Raw genomic sequence first — 14,128 nt, forward strand, 5'->3', positions numbered from 1 at the left:
TGGGTGGCTGTCAGCGGTCCCTCGTAGGATCGCGGCCATGAGCAGTACGACCAAGGACACGCCGCCGCCGTTGCCCGAACCGCTTCGGGTGGCGGTGGCGGACTCGCACACGCATCTCGACATGCAGAACGGAACGGTCGAGGAGGCGCTGGCGAAGGCCGCCTCCGTCGGGGTGACCACCGTCGTCCAGGTGGGCTGTGATGTGAACGGCTCGCGCTGGGCGGCGGAGACCGCTGCCGCGTATGAGGCGGTGCATGCGACGGTTGCGCTGCATCCGAACGAGGCGCCGCGGATCGTTCTGGGAGATCCTGACGGCTGGTCGCGGCAGGGTGCCCGGGAAGCGGGCGGGGACGCCGCTCTAGACGCGGCGCTCGCCGAGATCGACGCGCTGGCGGCGCTGCCGCACGTCCGCGGCGTCGGCGAGACCGGCCTGGACCACTTCCGTACCGGCCCCGACGGCATGGCCGCGCAGCAGCGCTCCTTCCGCGCCCACATCGAGATCGCCAAGCGGCACGGCAAGGCCCTGGTCATCCACGACCGCGAGGCCCACGACGACGTGCTGCGCATCCTGCGTGAGGAGGGCGCCCCGGAGCGCGTGGTCTTCCACTGCTACTCGGGCGACGCCGAGATGGCCAAGGTCTGCGCCGAGGCCGGCTACTACATGTCCTTCGCGGGCAACGTCACCTTCAAGAACGCCCAGCCGCTGCGCGACGCGCTGGCCGTCGCCCCGCCCGAGCTGGTGCTGGTCGAGACCGACGCCCCCTTCCTGACGCCCGCGCCGTACCGCGGACGGCCTAACGCGCCGTATCTCATTCCGGTCACGCTGCGGGCCATGGCCGAAGTCACGGGGATGACGGAGGAAGCGCTGGCCACCGCCGTGGCCGCCAACACCGCGCGCGCCTTCGGCTACTGAGCGGCACCCCGCGGGCGGCGCGGCAGAATAGCGCGGCGACACTGTGTAGCGGGTTCGCTTTGGAGAGTCACCGGCGCTCCGCTACATTCCGGCCCCACAACCCGACTCGTGGCATGTGGAGCGTCGTGACTCATTCGCAGGGCAGTCAAAGCCACCGCGTCGCGCACGCCGGATACGGACCGGACGCCGAGCCGCGGGGCGGCGCCGTCGAGGCGACCGATCCGTACGGCCGGTACGCGCCGTACGGGGAGTGCGATGCGTACGACGCGTATGGCGCGTACGGGGCTTATGAGACGTATGGCGCGTATGGATCGTATGGCTCTTATGGCTCGTACGGGGGTGGGGGGTATGGGCAGGGCGGGTCGTACGGCGGGTATGACGCGCACGGTGCCGGTGCCTACGGGGCGGGTGCCTACGGTGCGGGCCCGTACGAGCGCTACGACGCAGCGCAGCGGTACGACTCCGTGCAGCCTCCGGAGGCGCCGGACAGGCCCGTGGACTCCGGGGGCGGGGGCGGGGGCGCGACGGCGGAGGCCGGGGCTCCGGACGCGTCGGCCGCGCCGTCGGGGCGGGTGCCGCATCAGGGGCCGCTCGTGCCGCTGCGCGACGACCTCGCCGGAATCTCCACCGCCCCCCAGGGCGGCCGCGCCGCCGCCCGCCGGGCCTCGCGCGGCACCGCCCACCGCCGCGGCATGGCCGACCGCCGTGGCACCGACGGCACCGAAACCCGCCGCCGGCTGCTGCCCCAGGCCCTGGTCGTGGCCTTCCTCGCCGGCGGCACCTCGGCGTTCATCGCCCACGACAAGGCCGTCCGCATCGACGTGGACGGCGAACCGCGCACCCTGCACACCTTCGCCTCCGACGTCGGCGACCTGCTCGCCGACGAAGAGGTGCAGGTCGGCGAGCACGACTCCGTCCAGCCCGCCGCCGACGCCGAGCTGACCAGCGGCGACGAGGTCGTCATCCGCTACGGGCGGCCGGTCCGGCTCACCCTGGACGGGCAGCGCCGCGACGTCTGGACGACCGCCGAGACCGTCGGCGGCGCGCTGCGCCAGTTCGGCATCCGCGCCGAGGGCGCCCACCTGTCCGCCGACCCCACCCGGCCCATCGGCCGCAACGGCCTCGACCTGGACGTACGCACCGAGCGCAGCGTCACCTTCGTCGCCGACGGCCGCGAGCACACCGTGCGCACCAACGCCGCCACCGTCCACGAGGCCCTCGACCAGGCGGGCATCGCGCTGCGCGGCGAGGACACCACCTCCGTGGCGCCCGACTCCTTCCCGCGCGACGGGCAGACCGTCTCCGTCCTGCGCATCACCGGGGCCGAGAGGGTCCGCGAGGAGACCATCCCGTTCGAGACGGTCAAGAGGGCCGACCCGGCGATCTTCAAGGGCACCGAGACGGTGGTACGGCAGGGGCAGCCCGGCGTGCGGCGCCTGACGTACGAGGTGCGCACGGTCAACGGCGTCCAGCAGAAACCGAAGAAGGTCGGCTCCGAGGTGGTCCGCGAGCCGCGCGACCGGATCGTGCACGTGGGCACCAAGCCGGTGCCGACGCGGGTGGCCGGCGCCGACGATCTGAACTGGGGCGCGCTCGCCGAGTGCGAGGCGGGCGGGCGGCCGGACGCGGTCGACGCGTCCGGCACGTACGGCGGGCTCTACCAGTTCGACACCGGTACCTGGCAGGGGCTGGGCGGCAGCGGGCGGCCGCAGGACGCGCCCGCCGGGGAACAGACGTACCGGGCGAAGAAGCTCTACATCAGCCGGGGGGCCAGTCCGTGGCCGGTGTGCGGGCGGAGGCTGCATGGGTGAGGGGGAGGGGTGAGGGGGCTGAGGTGCGGGGTGTGGTGAGTGAGGGTGCGGGTGAGTGGGGCCGGTGGGTCGGTGTGTGGCCGGTTCGGGGGCCGGGCGCCGTAAGCTGCACGGGTGAGCAACAGCACCACCGATGAGCCCGGCCCCCTCCTGGGCGCCGCCGACATCCGCGAACTGGCCGCCGCGCTGGGCGTACGCCCCACCAAGCAGCGCGGCCAGAACTTCGTCATCGACGCCAACACCGTCCGGCGCATCGTGCGCACCGCCGAGGTCCGGCCGGACGACGTCGTCGTCGAGGTCGGTCCCGGACTCGGCTCGCTGACCCTGGCGCTGCTGGTGGCCGCCGACCGGGTCACCGCCGTCGAGATCGACGACGTGCTGGCCGCCGCGCTGCCGTCCACGGTCGAGGCGCGGCTGCCCGGCCGCGCGGACCGCTTCGCGCTCGTGCACAGCGACGCGATGCTCGTACGGGAGCTGCCCGGGCCCGCGCCCACCGCGCTGGTCGCCAACCTTCCGTACAACGTCGCGGTGCCGGTGCTGCTGCACATGCTCGCGACGTTCCCGACCATCGACCGCACCCTGGTCATGGTGCAGTCCGAGGTCGCCGACCGGCTCGCGGCCCGGCCCGGCAACAAGGTGTACGGCGTGCCGTCGGTCAAGGCCAACTGGTACGCGGACGTGAAGCGGGCCGGGGCGATCGGGCGCAACGTGTTCTGGCCCGCGCCGAACGTGGACTCCGGGCTGGTCTCGCTGGTCCGCCGCGAGAAGCCGGTAGAGACCACCGCCAGTCGCGATGACGTCTTCGCCGTCGTGGACGCGGCGTTCGCGCAGCGTCGTAAGACGCTCCGGGCGGCGCTGGCCGGGTGGGCCGGGTCGGCTGCCGCGGCCGAGGCGGCGCTGGTGGCCGCGGGGGTTTCGCCGCAGGCGCGGGGAGAGGCGCTGACGGTGGAGGAGTTCGCGCGTATCGCCGAGCAGAAGCCGGTTCGCGAGGGGGGTGCCGCGTGACGGGGCGGTCTGCCGTTACGGTTCGCGTGCCGGCGAAGGTCAATGTTCAGCTTGCGGTGGGCGGTGCGCGGGCGGACGGGTTTCATGACCTGGCCAACGTGTTTCTGGCCGTGGGGCTGTATGACGAGGTCACGGCGGTGCCTGCGGAGGCGCTGCGGGTCAGCGCGACCGGGCCGGATGTCGATCGGGTGCCGCTCGACCGTACGAATCTCGCGGCGCGGGCGGCGGAGCTGTTGGCGGCTCGGTACGGGCTTGAGCCACGTGTACACCTGCACATCGCCAAGGACATTCCTGTCGCGGGCGGTATGGCGGGGGGCAGTGCGGATGCGGCGGGGGCCCTGGTGGCGTGCGATGCGCTGTGGGGGACCGGGGCTTCGCGTGACGAGTTGTTGGCGATCTGTGCCGAGCTGGGTAGTGACGTGCCGTTCTCGCTGGTGGGTGGGGCAGCGCTGGGGCTTGGACGGGGAGAGCTGCTGACGCCGCTGGAGGTGGGCGGTTCGTTCCACTGGGTGTTCGCGGTGGCCGACGGGGGGCTGGCTACGCCAGCGGTTTACCGGGAATTCGATCGGCTGAACGCCGGGGTGGACGTGCCGGAGCCGGTGGCTTCGGAGGCGTTGAGGGCCGCGCTGCGCGCGGGGGACGCGGTGGCGCTGGCCGGTGCGCTGTCCAATGACCTTCAAGCTGCCGCGCTGTCGTTGCGGCCGTCTTTGGCTGCCACGCTGGACGCGGGTGTTGCGGCCGGGGCGCTGGCGGCGCTGGTTTCCGGGTCCGGGCCCACGACGGCGTTTCTGGCCAAGGACGCGGACTCCGCCGCCGTGGTGGCTGCCGCGTTGATGGCGTCCGGGACGTGTCGTGCTGCTCGGGTGGCGGCTGGGCCGGTTTCTGGGGCGACTGTGGTCTAGGGCGCGCGTCCTGCGCCTAGGGTCCGGTGGGTGGGGGCTCGGGGCCACACAGGGGTCACTCCTCGTTGCCGGGGACGCGACCTTGTGTCTATTCGCGACCGGGGCCTCGGTCGCCTGCGGGGAGACCCCTGTATGTCCCCGAGCCCGCTCCGTTTGCGGCTGTCCCGCCGTCGTAGCTGGGGTCTTACAACCCCGCGACGCTGGCCACCAGCAGCTGTACCGCCGCCTTTCCGGCGGCTTGCGCCGCCTCGTCGTCCGTCGGGCGGCAGCGGTTCGTCGCCGGGTCGTACTCAGTCATGATCGTGCCTGCGTGGTCCGTCGGGCACTCCGTGTACGTGGTTGTGTGACCCTCCTTGCGCAGTACCTCTGCCATGGTGCGGGAGTGGTCGGCGGGGATCACTGTGTCGTGTGTGCCGTGCAGCAGGTGGATGGGGGCGTTCGGGGTGCGGCCCTTTTCCAGGTCCGTCAGGGGTGGGGTGCCGGTGGTGCGGGCCGGGACGTCGTAGCGGCCGGAGAGGGCCAGTACGGCGGTTGGGGCGTGGCCTGCGGTGAGGTCGGGGTGGAGGGCTATGGCCAGGGCTGCGCCTGCGCCGGCGGACCAGCCGGCCAGGAGGAGGGTGCCGTTTGCTTCCTCCTGGGCGTAGGTGCGGGCGTAGGCCAGGGATTCCAGGAGGTGGGTGCGGCCGTTGTCGGCCGCGTCCGAGCGCCAGTCGGGTACGAGGACGGTCAGGCCGTGGTCCGCGGCCGTACGGGCCAGTGGGCGCAGGACGTCGCGTTCGTCGGGGCCGGTGCCGTGCCACAGGAGGACGGTGGCGGTGGGCGGCCCGGCGGGGTGGTGGATGTCCAGGTGTTTGCCGCTGGGGCCGTAGGTCCGTATGTCCATGGGCGCACGGTATCCGTACGGGGGTGTCCCTGAGCGCCGACTAGGCTGGGAAGCCGACCGATCCGAAGTTCAGGAGCGATATGGCCGTCAACCTCGTCAATCTGGAAGCCGTGGGCAAGGTGTACGGGACGCGTGCACTGCTCGACGGTGTCTCCCTGGGTGTCAATGAAGGGGACCGGATCGGCGTCGTGGGGCGTAACGGCGACGGCAAGACGACCTTGATCCGGATTCTCGCGAAGCTGGAGGGTGCTGACGACGGGCGGGTCACGCACAACAGCGGGCTGCGGCTGGGGGTGCTGACGCAGCACGATTCGCTGGATCCGGCCGCCACGGTGCGGCACGAGGTGATCGGTGATCTCGCCGATCATGAGTGGCGGGGCAATGCCAAGATCCGGGATGTGCTGACGGGGCTCTTCGGCGGGCTGGATCTGCCGGGGCTCGGGCAGGGGCTGGACACCGTGATCGGGCCGCTGTCGGGTGGTGAGCGGCGGCGGATCGCGCTGGCGAAGCTGCTGATCGCCGAGCAGGATCTGATTGTTCTGGACGAGCCGACGAACCATTTGGATGTCGAGGGGATCTCGTGGCTTGCCGGGCATCTGCGGGGCCGGCGGTCGGCGCTGGTGTGTGTCACGCACGACCGGTGGTTCCTGGACCAGGTGTGCACGCGGATGTGGGACGTGCAGCGTGGTGATGTCCATGAATACGAGGGTGGGTACAGCGATTACGTTTTCGCCCGTGCCGAGCGGGAGCGGATTGCGGCCACCGAGGAAGCCAAGCGGCAGAATCTGATGCGTAAGGAGCTGGCCTGGCTGCGTCGGGGGGCTCCGGCGCGGACGAGCAAGCCGCGGTTCCGTATCGAGGCCGCCAATGAGCTGATCGCGGATGTGCCGCCGCCCCGGGACACCGCGGAGCTGATGAAGTTCGCCAACTCGCGGCTCGGCAAGACCGTTTTCGAGTTGGAGGACGTGACGGTTCAGGCCGGGCCGAAGATGCTGTTGAAGCATCTGACGTGGCAGCTCGGGCCGGGGGACCGGATCGGTCTGGTGGGTGTGAACGGGGCGGGCAAGACGTCCTTGCTGCGGGCGCTGGCCGATGCCGCGCGTACGGGTGGGGAGGCACAGCCCGCGGCCGGGCGGATTGTTGTCGGCAAGACCGTGAAGCTGGCTTATCTGTCGCAGGAGGTCGCGGAGCTGGATCCGGCACTGCGGGTGCTGGAGGCCGTGCAGCGGGTGCGGGAGCGGGTGGATCTCGGTAAGGGCCGGGAGATGACCGCGGGGCAGCTGTGCGAGAAATTCGGGTTCACCAAGGAGAAGCAGTGGACGCCGGTCGGCGATTTGTCGGGTGGTGAGCGGCGGCGGCTGCAGATTCTGCGGCTGTTGATGGACGAGCCGAATGTGCTGTTCCTGGACGAGCCGACGAATGATCTCGATATCGAGACGCTGACGCAGTTGGAGGACCTGCTCGACGGATGGGCGGGGTCGCTGGTCGTTATCAGCCACGACCGGTATTTCGTGGAGCGGACCACGGACCGGGTGTTCGCGCTGCTGGGTGACGCGACGCTGCGGATGCTGCCGCGTGGGCTGGACGAGTATCTGGAGCGGCGGCAGAAGGTGATCGAGGCTGCTGCGCCGGCGGCTCCGGTGGAGGCCGCGCCGAAGCAGAAGCCGGCGGCCGTGACGCGTGCCGCGCAGAAGGAGCTGCAGAAGATCGAGCGGCAGCTCGACCGGATGGGCGAGAAGGAGTCGAAGCTGCACGCGCAGATCGCCGAGCATGCCACGGACTTCGAGAAGGTGGCCGGGCTGGACGCACAGTTGCGGGAGCTGGTGGGGGAGCGGGAGGAACTGGAGATGCGGTGGCTGGAACTGGCCGAGGACGCGTAGCGTACGGCCTGTTCCGCCAGCCCGGTAAGACCGGCTCCGGCGCCTCTCTTGTCACAAACGGCCAAGAAGGTGTGCGTAACTGAACCTGATTGGCCGGGATTTCAGCGTTGCGGCAGGCTTCTTCCCCTTAGGGGGCGCGCAACGTCGAACAAGCGTGTAGCTTCCGGGGACAAGGGGCCCGGCGAGGGCCGGGGGGCTGGGCTCGCCGGGGAATTGGGGGGTTGTGCAATGGGCGTGCGGCTGATGGTGGTCGACGATCACCGACTGCTCGCCGAGGCACTCGCCTCGGCCTTGAAACTGCGCGGGCACCGCGTGCTCGCGGCGGCCGCCCCGAGCGCCGGGGCGGCGGATCTGGTGGTGAGCCGGGCGCCCGAAGTGTGCCTGCTGGGCACCGCCACGCCGGCCGAACCGGGCGCCTTCGACCCGGTCGTACGGATCAAGAAGGAGCGGCCGCAGGTCGCGGTGGTGGTGCTGGGCCCGGTGCCCAACCCGCGCGGTATCGCGGCCGCCTTCGCCGCCGGCGCTTCGGGGTACGTACGGCACGACGAGCGGATCGAGGGCGTGGAACGCGCCATGATGAAGGCGCGGGCGGGCGAGGCGGCGATCGCGCCGCAGTTGCTCCAGCAAGCCTTCGAGGAGCTGCTGCACCCGGCGGCGCAGCCCGATGACGAGGGCGCCCGGCTGTTGCAGATGCTCACTCCGCGCGAGGTCGAAGTGCTGGTGCGGGTCGCGGAGGGCGAGGACACCCGGCTGATCGCGGCGGGGATGGGGATCGCGCCGAGTACTGCTCGTACGCATGTGCAGCGGGTTCTGATGAAGCTGGGTGTGGGGTCGCGGCTGGAGGCCGCGGCGCTGGCGGCCCGTACGGGGCTGCTGGACCGCGCGGCCACGCGGGGCGCGAGCGCGCGCGAGGCGGCGGGGGCCGAGGCCGTCCCGCCGCCGTGACGCGGGTCTTCAGTCGGTGTCCTCCTGGAGGGCCGCCAGTTCCTCGGCGGTCGGCGGGACGATCGGGCGGAGCTTGATCCAGGCCAGGAAGAACAGGCCGAGCAGCAGCATGCCCACGCCCGTCCACAGGTTGATGTTGATGTCCTCGGCCTTCTTCAGGTCCGCGTCCGAGGCGGTGAACCCGGCGATCATCACGATGACGCCGTAGAGCGTGAACAGGCCGCCGATGATGAGGCGGATGTCGAAGAGCCGGGCGGCCGTGGCGGACCGGCGTTCGAGGTCGACCTCGTGCTGGTAGTCACTCATGGTGCTGGTTCCTTCGGCAGGGGTGCGGTCAGAAGGAGTACGGGACGTAGCAGAGCGCGGCGAGGATGATCGCGCCCCAGCCGAGCAGGGCCGGCTTGCGGTACCACGCGTCGTCGCCCTTGGCGGGCGGCTCCTCCAGTCCGGGGGACCGGGTGCCGTAGACCAGGCCGGCGAGTTCCGCCGCGGGCCTGGGCTTCGTGAACAGGGTGACGGCGACCATCACCACGGCGCCGACGACGAAGGCGACGATCGCGGAGACGAAGTTGGCGCCCTGGTCGGTGGGGATGGCGATGATGCCCTGCTTGTAGATCCAGAAGTAGTTGACCATCGCCGCGGTGGTGCCCGCGACCAGGCCCCAGACACCGGACTTCATGGAGGCCCGCTTCCAGAACATGCCGATGATGAAGACCACGAACATCGGCACGTTGAAGAACGAGAACAGCGTCTGGAGGTAGCCCATGATGTTGTTGAAGGTGGCGGCCAGGAAGGCCGTGCCGATGCTGCACAGCACGCCGACGGCGGTGACCAGGCGGCCGAACCGCAGGTAGTAGCGGTCCTCGCGGCCGGGCCTGACGTACTTCGCCCAGATGTCGGAGGTGAAGACCGTGTTGAACGACGAGACGTTGGCGGCCATGCCCGCCATGAAGGCGGCCAGCAGGCCGGTGACCGCGATGCCCAGGACGCCGTTCGGCAGCAGGTCGCGCATCAGCAGCGGAATGGCGTCGTTGTAGGTCAGGTCCGAGCCCTCCTGGCCGATACGGGGCACGACGACCGCGGCGACCAGGCCGGGGATCATCACCAGGAAGGCGATGAACATCTTCGGGTACGCGGCGATCAGCGGGGTGCGCTGCGCGGCGGAGAGGTTCTTCGCGGACAGCGCGCGCTGCACCTCGGCGAAGTTGGTGGTCCAGTAGCCGAAGGAGAGCACGAAGCCCAGGCCCAGGATGATCGTCAGCCAGTTGGCGCCCAGCGCGTTGGGCTCGCCGATGCCGGTGCCGTCCCAGGCGGTCAGGAAGCTGTGCCCGTACTTCTTCTCCAGCGTCCCGGACAGCCCGTCCCAGCCGCCGACCCGCTTGAGGCCGATGACGCAGATCGGGATGAGCGCGGCCAGGATCACGAAGAACTGCAGCACCTCGTTGTAGATCGCCGAGGACAGGCCGCCGACGGTGATGTACGCGAGGACGAACAGCCCGGCGACGACGATGGCCACCCACTGCGGCCAGCCCAGCAGCGCCTCGACGACGATCGACAGCGCGTAGAGGTTGACGCCCGCGATCAGGATGGCGGCGAAGGCGAACAGCACCGAGCTGAGCAGGTGCGCCGACTTGTCGAAGCGCTGGAGCAGGAACTCCGGTACGGAGCGGACCCGCGAGCCGTAGTAGAAGGGCATCATCACCAGGCCGAGGAACACCATGGCCGGGATGGCGCCGATCCAGTACCAGTGCACGACGGCGACGCCGTACTGTGCGCCGGTGGCGGCCATGCCGAGGATCTCGGTCGCGCCGAGGTTGGCGGCGACGAAGGCGAGGCCGGTGACCCAGGCGGGCAGCGACCGCCCGGACAGGAAGAAGTCCAGGCTGGTCTTCACGCTGCGCCGGGCGGCGAAGCCGATGCCGAGGACGACGACGAAGTAGATGGCCAGAATCGCGTAATCGAGCCCGTTGGTGGGCAGCCGTAGCCCTGCGGCCAAGGTGATCATGGGGCACTCACTTCTCTGTGCGTGATGAACGCACAGGAACCTACGCGCGGTCGTTCAGAAACTGAAGACTTTTGTTCGGTCTCGTGGCCCCATCGTGATGGGGCCGGGTGTTTTGTGAGGGAATCTCCGGGTGCGGATCCGGCCGCGGCGGGCCACGGTCGGGCGTTGACGGGCTTGTTTAGTTGTGCTTCATTGTGTGTGTTTGTGTTTGGTGGGTGTGGCGAGGAGCGCTCCAGTGAAGAAGACGATGACCCGGCTCGCCGACGGCCGGGAGCTCATCTACTACGACCTGCGCGACGACGTGGTGCGCGACGACGCCGACCACCGGCCGCTCGACCCGGTCTCCACCGCCTCCGGGATCCGCCACGACCGCCTCCTCGGCGACGCCGTCGCCGTCGCCTCGCACCGCCAGGGCCGCACCTACCACCCGCCGGCCGACGCCTGCCCGCTGTGCCCCTCCCGCGACGGCCGCGCCACCGAGATCCCCGCCGCCGACTACGACGTCGCCGTCTTCGAGAACCGCTTCCCCTCCCTGGCCGGCGACACCGGCCGCTGCGAGGTCGTCTGCTTCACCCCGGACCACGACGCCTCCTTCGCCGACCTCACCGAGGAACAGGCCGCGCTCGTCCTGGAGGCCTGGACCGACCGCACCGCCGAACTCTCCCAGCACCCCGCCGTCCGGCAGGTCTTCTGCTTCGAGAACCGCGGCGCGGAGATCGGCGTGACCCTCGGCCACCCGCACGGCCAGATCTACGCCTATCCCTTCGTCACCCCGCGCACCGAGCGGATGCTGGCCTCACTGGCCGCCCATCGCGAACAGACCGGCGGCCGCAACCTCTTCGACGACGTGCTCGCCGACGAACGCGCCGACGGCCGCCGCATCGTGCTGGACGCCGAGCACTGGACCGCCTTCGTCCCGTACGCCGCCCACTGGCCGTACGAGGTCCACCTCTACCCCAAGCACCGGGTCCCCGACCTGCTCGCGCTCGGCGAGGCGGCGCGCACAGAGTTCCCACAGGTCTATCTGGAAGTCTTGCGGCGGTTCGACCGGATCTTCGGCCCCGACGAGCCACCGACCCCGTACATCTCCGCCTGGCACCAGGCGCCGCTGCACGCCGCCGACCGCGGCGAGTTCGCGCTCCATCTGGAGCTTTTCACCGTCCGCCGGACTTCCGGCAAGCTGAAGTTCCTCGCGGGTTCCGAATCCGGCATGAACGTGTTCATCAACGACGTGCCGCCGGAGGCTGCGGCCGAACGACTGCGAGAGGTAGCGAGCGAGTGAGCAACAAGTACCTGGTCACCGGCGGTGCGGGATACGTGGGCAGCGTCGTCGCCGCCCACCTGGTCGAGGCGGGGCACTCCGTCACGGTCCTCGACGACCTGTCCACCGGGCACCGCGCGGGCGTCCCGGCCGGCACCGACTTCATCGAGGGCCGCGTCCAGGACGCCGCCCGCCACCTGGACGGCTCCTACGACGCGGTGCTGCACTTCGCCGCCTTCTCGCAGGTCGGCGAGTCGGTCACGGACCCCGAGAAGTACTGGCGCAACAACGTCGGCGGCACCATGGACCTGCTCGCCGCGATGCGCGGCGCCGGCGTGCGCACCCTGGTCTTCTCCTCCACCGCCGCCACCTACGGCGAGCCCGAGCGCACCCCGATCACCGAGTCCGCGCCCACCGCGCCCACCAGCCCGTACGGCGCCTCCAAGCTCGCCGTCGACCACATGATCGCGGGCGAGTGCGCCGCGCACGGCCTGGCCGCCGTCTCGCTGCGCTACTTCAACGTCGCGGGCGCGTACGGCGACTGCGGCGAGCGCCACGACCCGGAGTCGCACCTGATCCCCCTCGTCCTCCAGGTCGCCCTGGGCAAGCGGGACGCCATCTCCGTCTACGGCGACGACTACCCGACGCCCGACGGCACCTGCGTACGCGACTACATCCATGTCGCCGACCTGGCGGAGGCCCACCTGCTCGCGCTCACCGCCGCGAAACCGGGCGAACACCTCATCTGCAACCTCGGCAACGGCAACGGCTTCTCCGTGCGCGAGGTCATCGAGACCGTCCGCAAGGTCACCGGCCACCCCGTACCCGAGATCACCGCGGGCCGCCGCGGCGGCGACCCCGCCGTCCTGGTCGCCTCCGCGCAGACCGCGATCGACCGGCTCGGCTGGCGTCCCAGCCGTACGGATCTGGCCGACATCGTCGCGGACGCCTGGGAGTTCGCCCGCAGCAGGGAGGCCGGCACCCCATGACGGACACCAGCCGGCCGACGGCCGATCAGGAACAACGCGCCCGCCACACCGCCGACCGCTTCCGCGAGGTCTACGGCACCGCCCCCGCCGGGGTGTGGGCGGCGCCCGGCCGCGTCAACCTCATCGGCGAACACACCGACTACAACGACGGCTTCGTGATGCCGCTCGCCCTGCCGCACACCACCCTCGCCGCCGTCGCGCCCCGCGCCGACGGCGTGCTGCGGGTGCACTCCGGCGACGGCAGCGGCGGCGGCCAGACCGTCGAACTGCGCCTGGACACCCTGCGCCCGGCCGCGGACGGCGGCTGGGCGGCTTATCCGGCGGGTGTCGCCTGGGCCCTGCGGGAGGCCGGGCTGCCCGTCGGCGGCGCGGATCTGCACTACGAGAGCACCGTCCCGGTCGGCGCGGGCCTGTCCTCGTCGGCCGCCCTGGAGGTCGTCACCGCGCTCGCCCTCGACGACCTGTACGGCCTCGGCCTTACCCGGCAGCGCCTGGCGCAGCTCGCCCAGCGCGCCGAGAACGCCTTCGTGGGTGTGCCCTGCGGCATCATGGACCAGACCGCGGCGGCCTGTTGCACGGACGGCCACGCCCTGTTCCTGGACACCCGCGACCTCGCCCAGCGGCAGGTCCCGTTCGATTTGGCGGGGGAGGGGCTGCGGCTTCTGGTCGTGGACACCCGCGTCACACACGAGCTGGGGGACGGCGCGTACGCACAGCGCCGCGCCATGTGCGAGCGCGGTGCGCGGGCGCTCGGCGTACGCGCGCTGCGCGATGTGCCGTACGCGCATCTGCCCGAGGCATTGGACAAGTTGGCCGCGGCGGACGATGGACAGGGGGCCGGGCCGGTCGGCGGCGGCCCCGGTACGGCGGCGGTGGTCCGGCACGTGGTGACCGAGAACCGGCGCGTCGAAGAGGTCATCGCCCGCCTGGACGCCGGCGAGGCCCGCGCCATCGGCCCGCTGCTGACCGCCGGACACGCCTCGCTGCGCGACGACTTCCGGGTCTCCTGCGCCGAACTGGACCTCGCCGTCGAGGCGGCCGGGGCGGCGGGCGCGCTCGGGGCCCGGATGACCGGCGGCGGGTTCGGCGGCTCGGCCGTCGTGCTCGTCGAGGAGGCGGACGCGGACACCGTCGCCGTACGGATCACGGAGGCGTTCGCGGCGGCCGGGCACACCGCGCCGCGGATCTTCCCGGCCGTACCGAGCGCGGGGGCGCGGCGGCTGGTGTGAGGCACGGGGGCGGGACCGGGGTCACCGGCCCGCCCACGGCCGATCGAATTGAGACGAACCTTGTCGACTTCCGCCCCTCGACGGCCGCTGGGCCCCACCCTGAACACTTGGGCCGGGCAGTTTTGCCAATAGCCTTCCGTTGCCGCACCCCGTCCGTAATCTGAGTGCCAGCACCGGTGGGGGCCGGTGCTGATCAGGGGGCGAGACAGTCGGGTACGACGCCCGGGGTGGGGTGGTCATGCGGCACGGCGGCGGCCGTGCGGCTGCGTCGGCCTCGGTCCCGGGCGTCGTGCCCACTTGGTCCG

12 protein-coding genes are annotated in these 14,128 nt (G+C 71.3%); 9 read left to right on the top strand and 3 right to left on the bottom strand.

Going from position 1 to position 14,128, the window contains the following annotated elements; all coding sequences use genetic code 11:
• Window positions 1-37 precede the first annotated feature (37 nt).
• The 4 genes from IH45_RS0112725 (at window position 38) to IH45_RS0112740 (ending at window position 4,631) form a co-directional block, all read left to right on the top strand.
• Window positions 38-913, top strand: a complete 876-nt coding sequence (locus IH45_RS0112725; RefSeq protein WP_030666223.1) for a TatD family hydrolase — start codon at window positions 38-40, stop codon at window positions 911-913.
• A 125-nt stretch (window positions 914-1,038) separates the two neighbouring features.
• Window positions 1,039-2,724, top strand: a complete 1,686-nt coding sequence (locus tag IH45_RS0112730; protein WP_030666225.1) for a resuscitation-promoting factor — start codon at window positions 1,039-1,041, stop codon at window positions 2,722-2,724.
• Between the two features lie 114 nt (window positions 2,725-2,838).
• Window positions 2,839-3,729 carry a 16S rRNA (adenine(1518)-N(6)/adenine(1519)-N(6))-dimethyltransferase RsmA gene (gene rsmA, locus IH45_RS0112735; protein WP_030666241.1) on the top strand — a complete coding sequence of 297 codons (891 nt, stop codon included), beginning with the start codon at window positions 2,839-2,841 and terminating at the stop codon, window positions 3,727-3,729.
• On the top strand, window positions 3,726-4,631 hold the full coding sequence (locus tag IH45_RS0112740; protein WP_030666245.1) for a 4-(cytidine 5'-diphospho)-2-C-methyl-D-erythritol kinase: 906 nt from the start codon (window positions 3,726-3,728) through the stop codon (window positions 4,629-4,631). Before rsmA ends, IH45_RS0112740 begins: the two co-directional genes overlap by 4 nt.
• Before the next feature lie 184 nt (window positions 4,632-4,815).
• On the opposite strand, the gene IH45_RS0112745 is transcribed toward IH45_RS0112740, so the two are convergent.
• Window positions 4,816-5,514: an alpha/beta hydrolase gene (locus IH45_RS0112745; RefSeq protein ID WP_030666247.1), complete on the bottom strand. Its 699-nt coding sequence runs from the start codon at window positions 5,512-5,514 to the stop codon at window positions 4,816-4,818.
• Window positions 5,515-5,594: 80 nt separating this feature from the next.
• On the opposite strand from IH45_RS0112745, the gene IH45_RS0112750 reads away from it, so the two are divergent.
• Window positions 5,595-7,394, top strand: coding sequence for an ABC-F family ATP-binding cassette domain-containing protein (locus IH45_RS0112750; protein WP_030666249.1), 1,800 nt, complete (start codon window positions 5,595-5,597; stop codon window positions 7,392-7,394).
• A gap of 228 nt (window positions 7,395-7,622) precedes the next feature.
• Window positions 7,623-8,339, top strand: a complete 717-nt coding sequence (locus IH45_RS0112755; protein WP_032917329.1) for a response regulator transcription factor — start codon at window positions 7,623-7,625, stop codon at window positions 8,337-8,339.
• A gap of 9 nt (window positions 8,340-8,348) precedes the next feature.
• Here IH45_RS0112755 and IH45_RS0112760 read toward each other — a convergent pair whose 3' ends face one another.
• Both IH45_RS0112760 and IH45_RS0112765 read right to left on the bottom strand, forming a co-directional pair.
• The gene (locus IH45_RS0112760) at window positions 8,349-8,645 is read right to left on the bottom strand and encodes a hypothetical protein (RefSeq protein ID WP_030666253.1); all 297 of its coding nucleotides are present in this window, start codon (window positions 8,643-8,645) and stop codon (window positions 8,349-8,351) included.
• A 28-nt stretch (window positions 8,646-8,673) separates the two neighbouring features.
• Window positions 8,674-10,344, bottom strand: a complete 1,671-nt coding sequence (locus IH45_RS0112765; RefSeq protein ID WP_030666256.1) for a sodium:solute symporter family protein — start codon at window positions 10,342-10,344, stop codon at window positions 8,674-8,676.
• 235 nt (window positions 10,345-10,579) lie between these two features.
• Between IH45_RS0112765 and galT the strand changes: the two genes are divergently transcribed.
• Genes galT through galK form a run of 3 tightly spaced genes read left to right on the top strand, consistent with a single transcriptional unit; the run spans window position 10,580 to window position 13,823 of the window.
• On the top strand, window positions 10,580-11,626 hold the full coding sequence (gene galT / locus IH45_RS0112770; protein ID WP_030666258.1) for a galactose-1-phosphate uridylyltransferase: 1,047 nt from the start codon (window positions 10,580-10,582) through the stop codon (window positions 11,624-11,626).
• Window positions 11,623-12,594, top strand: a complete 972-nt coding sequence (galE, locus tag IH45_RS0112775; protein ID WP_030666260.1) for a UDP-glucose 4-epimerase GalE — start codon at window positions 11,623-11,625, stop codon at window positions 12,592-12,594. The genes galT and galE overlap by 4 nt, the downstream gene beginning before the upstream one ends.
• Window positions 12,591-13,823 carry a galactokinase gene (gene galK, locus IH45_RS0112780; protein ID WP_030666262.1) on the top strand — a complete coding sequence of 411 codons (1,233 nt, stop codon included), beginning with the start codon at window positions 12,591-12,593 and terminating at the stop codon, window positions 13,821-13,823. Before galE ends, galK begins: the two co-directional genes overlap by 4 nt.
• The last annotated feature ends 305 nt before the right edge of the window (window positions 13,824-14,128 follow it).

It is taken from the genome of Streptomyces rimosus subsp. rimosus (assembly GCF_000720725.1).
Classification (GTDB): Bacteria; Actinomycetota; Actinomycetes; order Streptomycetales; family Streptomycetaceae; genus Streptomyces; species Streptomyces rimosus_A.

What these genes read in the sequence shown, in the direction of transcription:
- IH45_RS0112755 (WP_032917329.1), top strand. Translation starts at nt 7,623, where the DNA reads ATGGGCGTGCGGCTGATGGTGGTCGACGATCACCGACTGCTCGCCGAG.
- IH45_RS0112745 (WP_030666247.1), bottom strand. Translation starts at nt 5,514, where the DNA reads ATGGACATACGGACCTACGGCCCCAGCGGCAAACACCTGGACATCCAC.
- galK (WP_030666262.1), top strand. Translation starts at nt 12,591, where the DNA reads ATGACGGACACCAGCCGGCCGACGGCCGATCAGGAACAACGCGCCCGC.
- IH45_RS0112750 (WP_030666249.1), top strand. Translation starts at nt 5,595, where the DNA reads ATGGCCGTCAACCTCGTCAATCTGGAAGCCGTGGGCAAGGTGTACGGG.
- IH45_RS0112765 (WP_030666256.1), bottom strand. Translation starts at nt 10,344, where the DNA reads ATGATCACCTTGGCCGCAGGGCTACGGCTGCCCACCAACGGGCTCGAT.
- IH45_RS0112760 (WP_030666253.1), bottom strand. Translation starts at nt 8,645, where the DNA reads ATGAGTGACTACCAGCACGAGGTCGACCTCGAACGCCGGTCCGCCACG.
- IH45_RS0112725 (WP_030666223.1), top strand. Translation starts at nt 38, where the DNA reads ATGAGCAGTACGACCAAGGACACGCCGCCGCCGTTGCCCGAACCGCTT.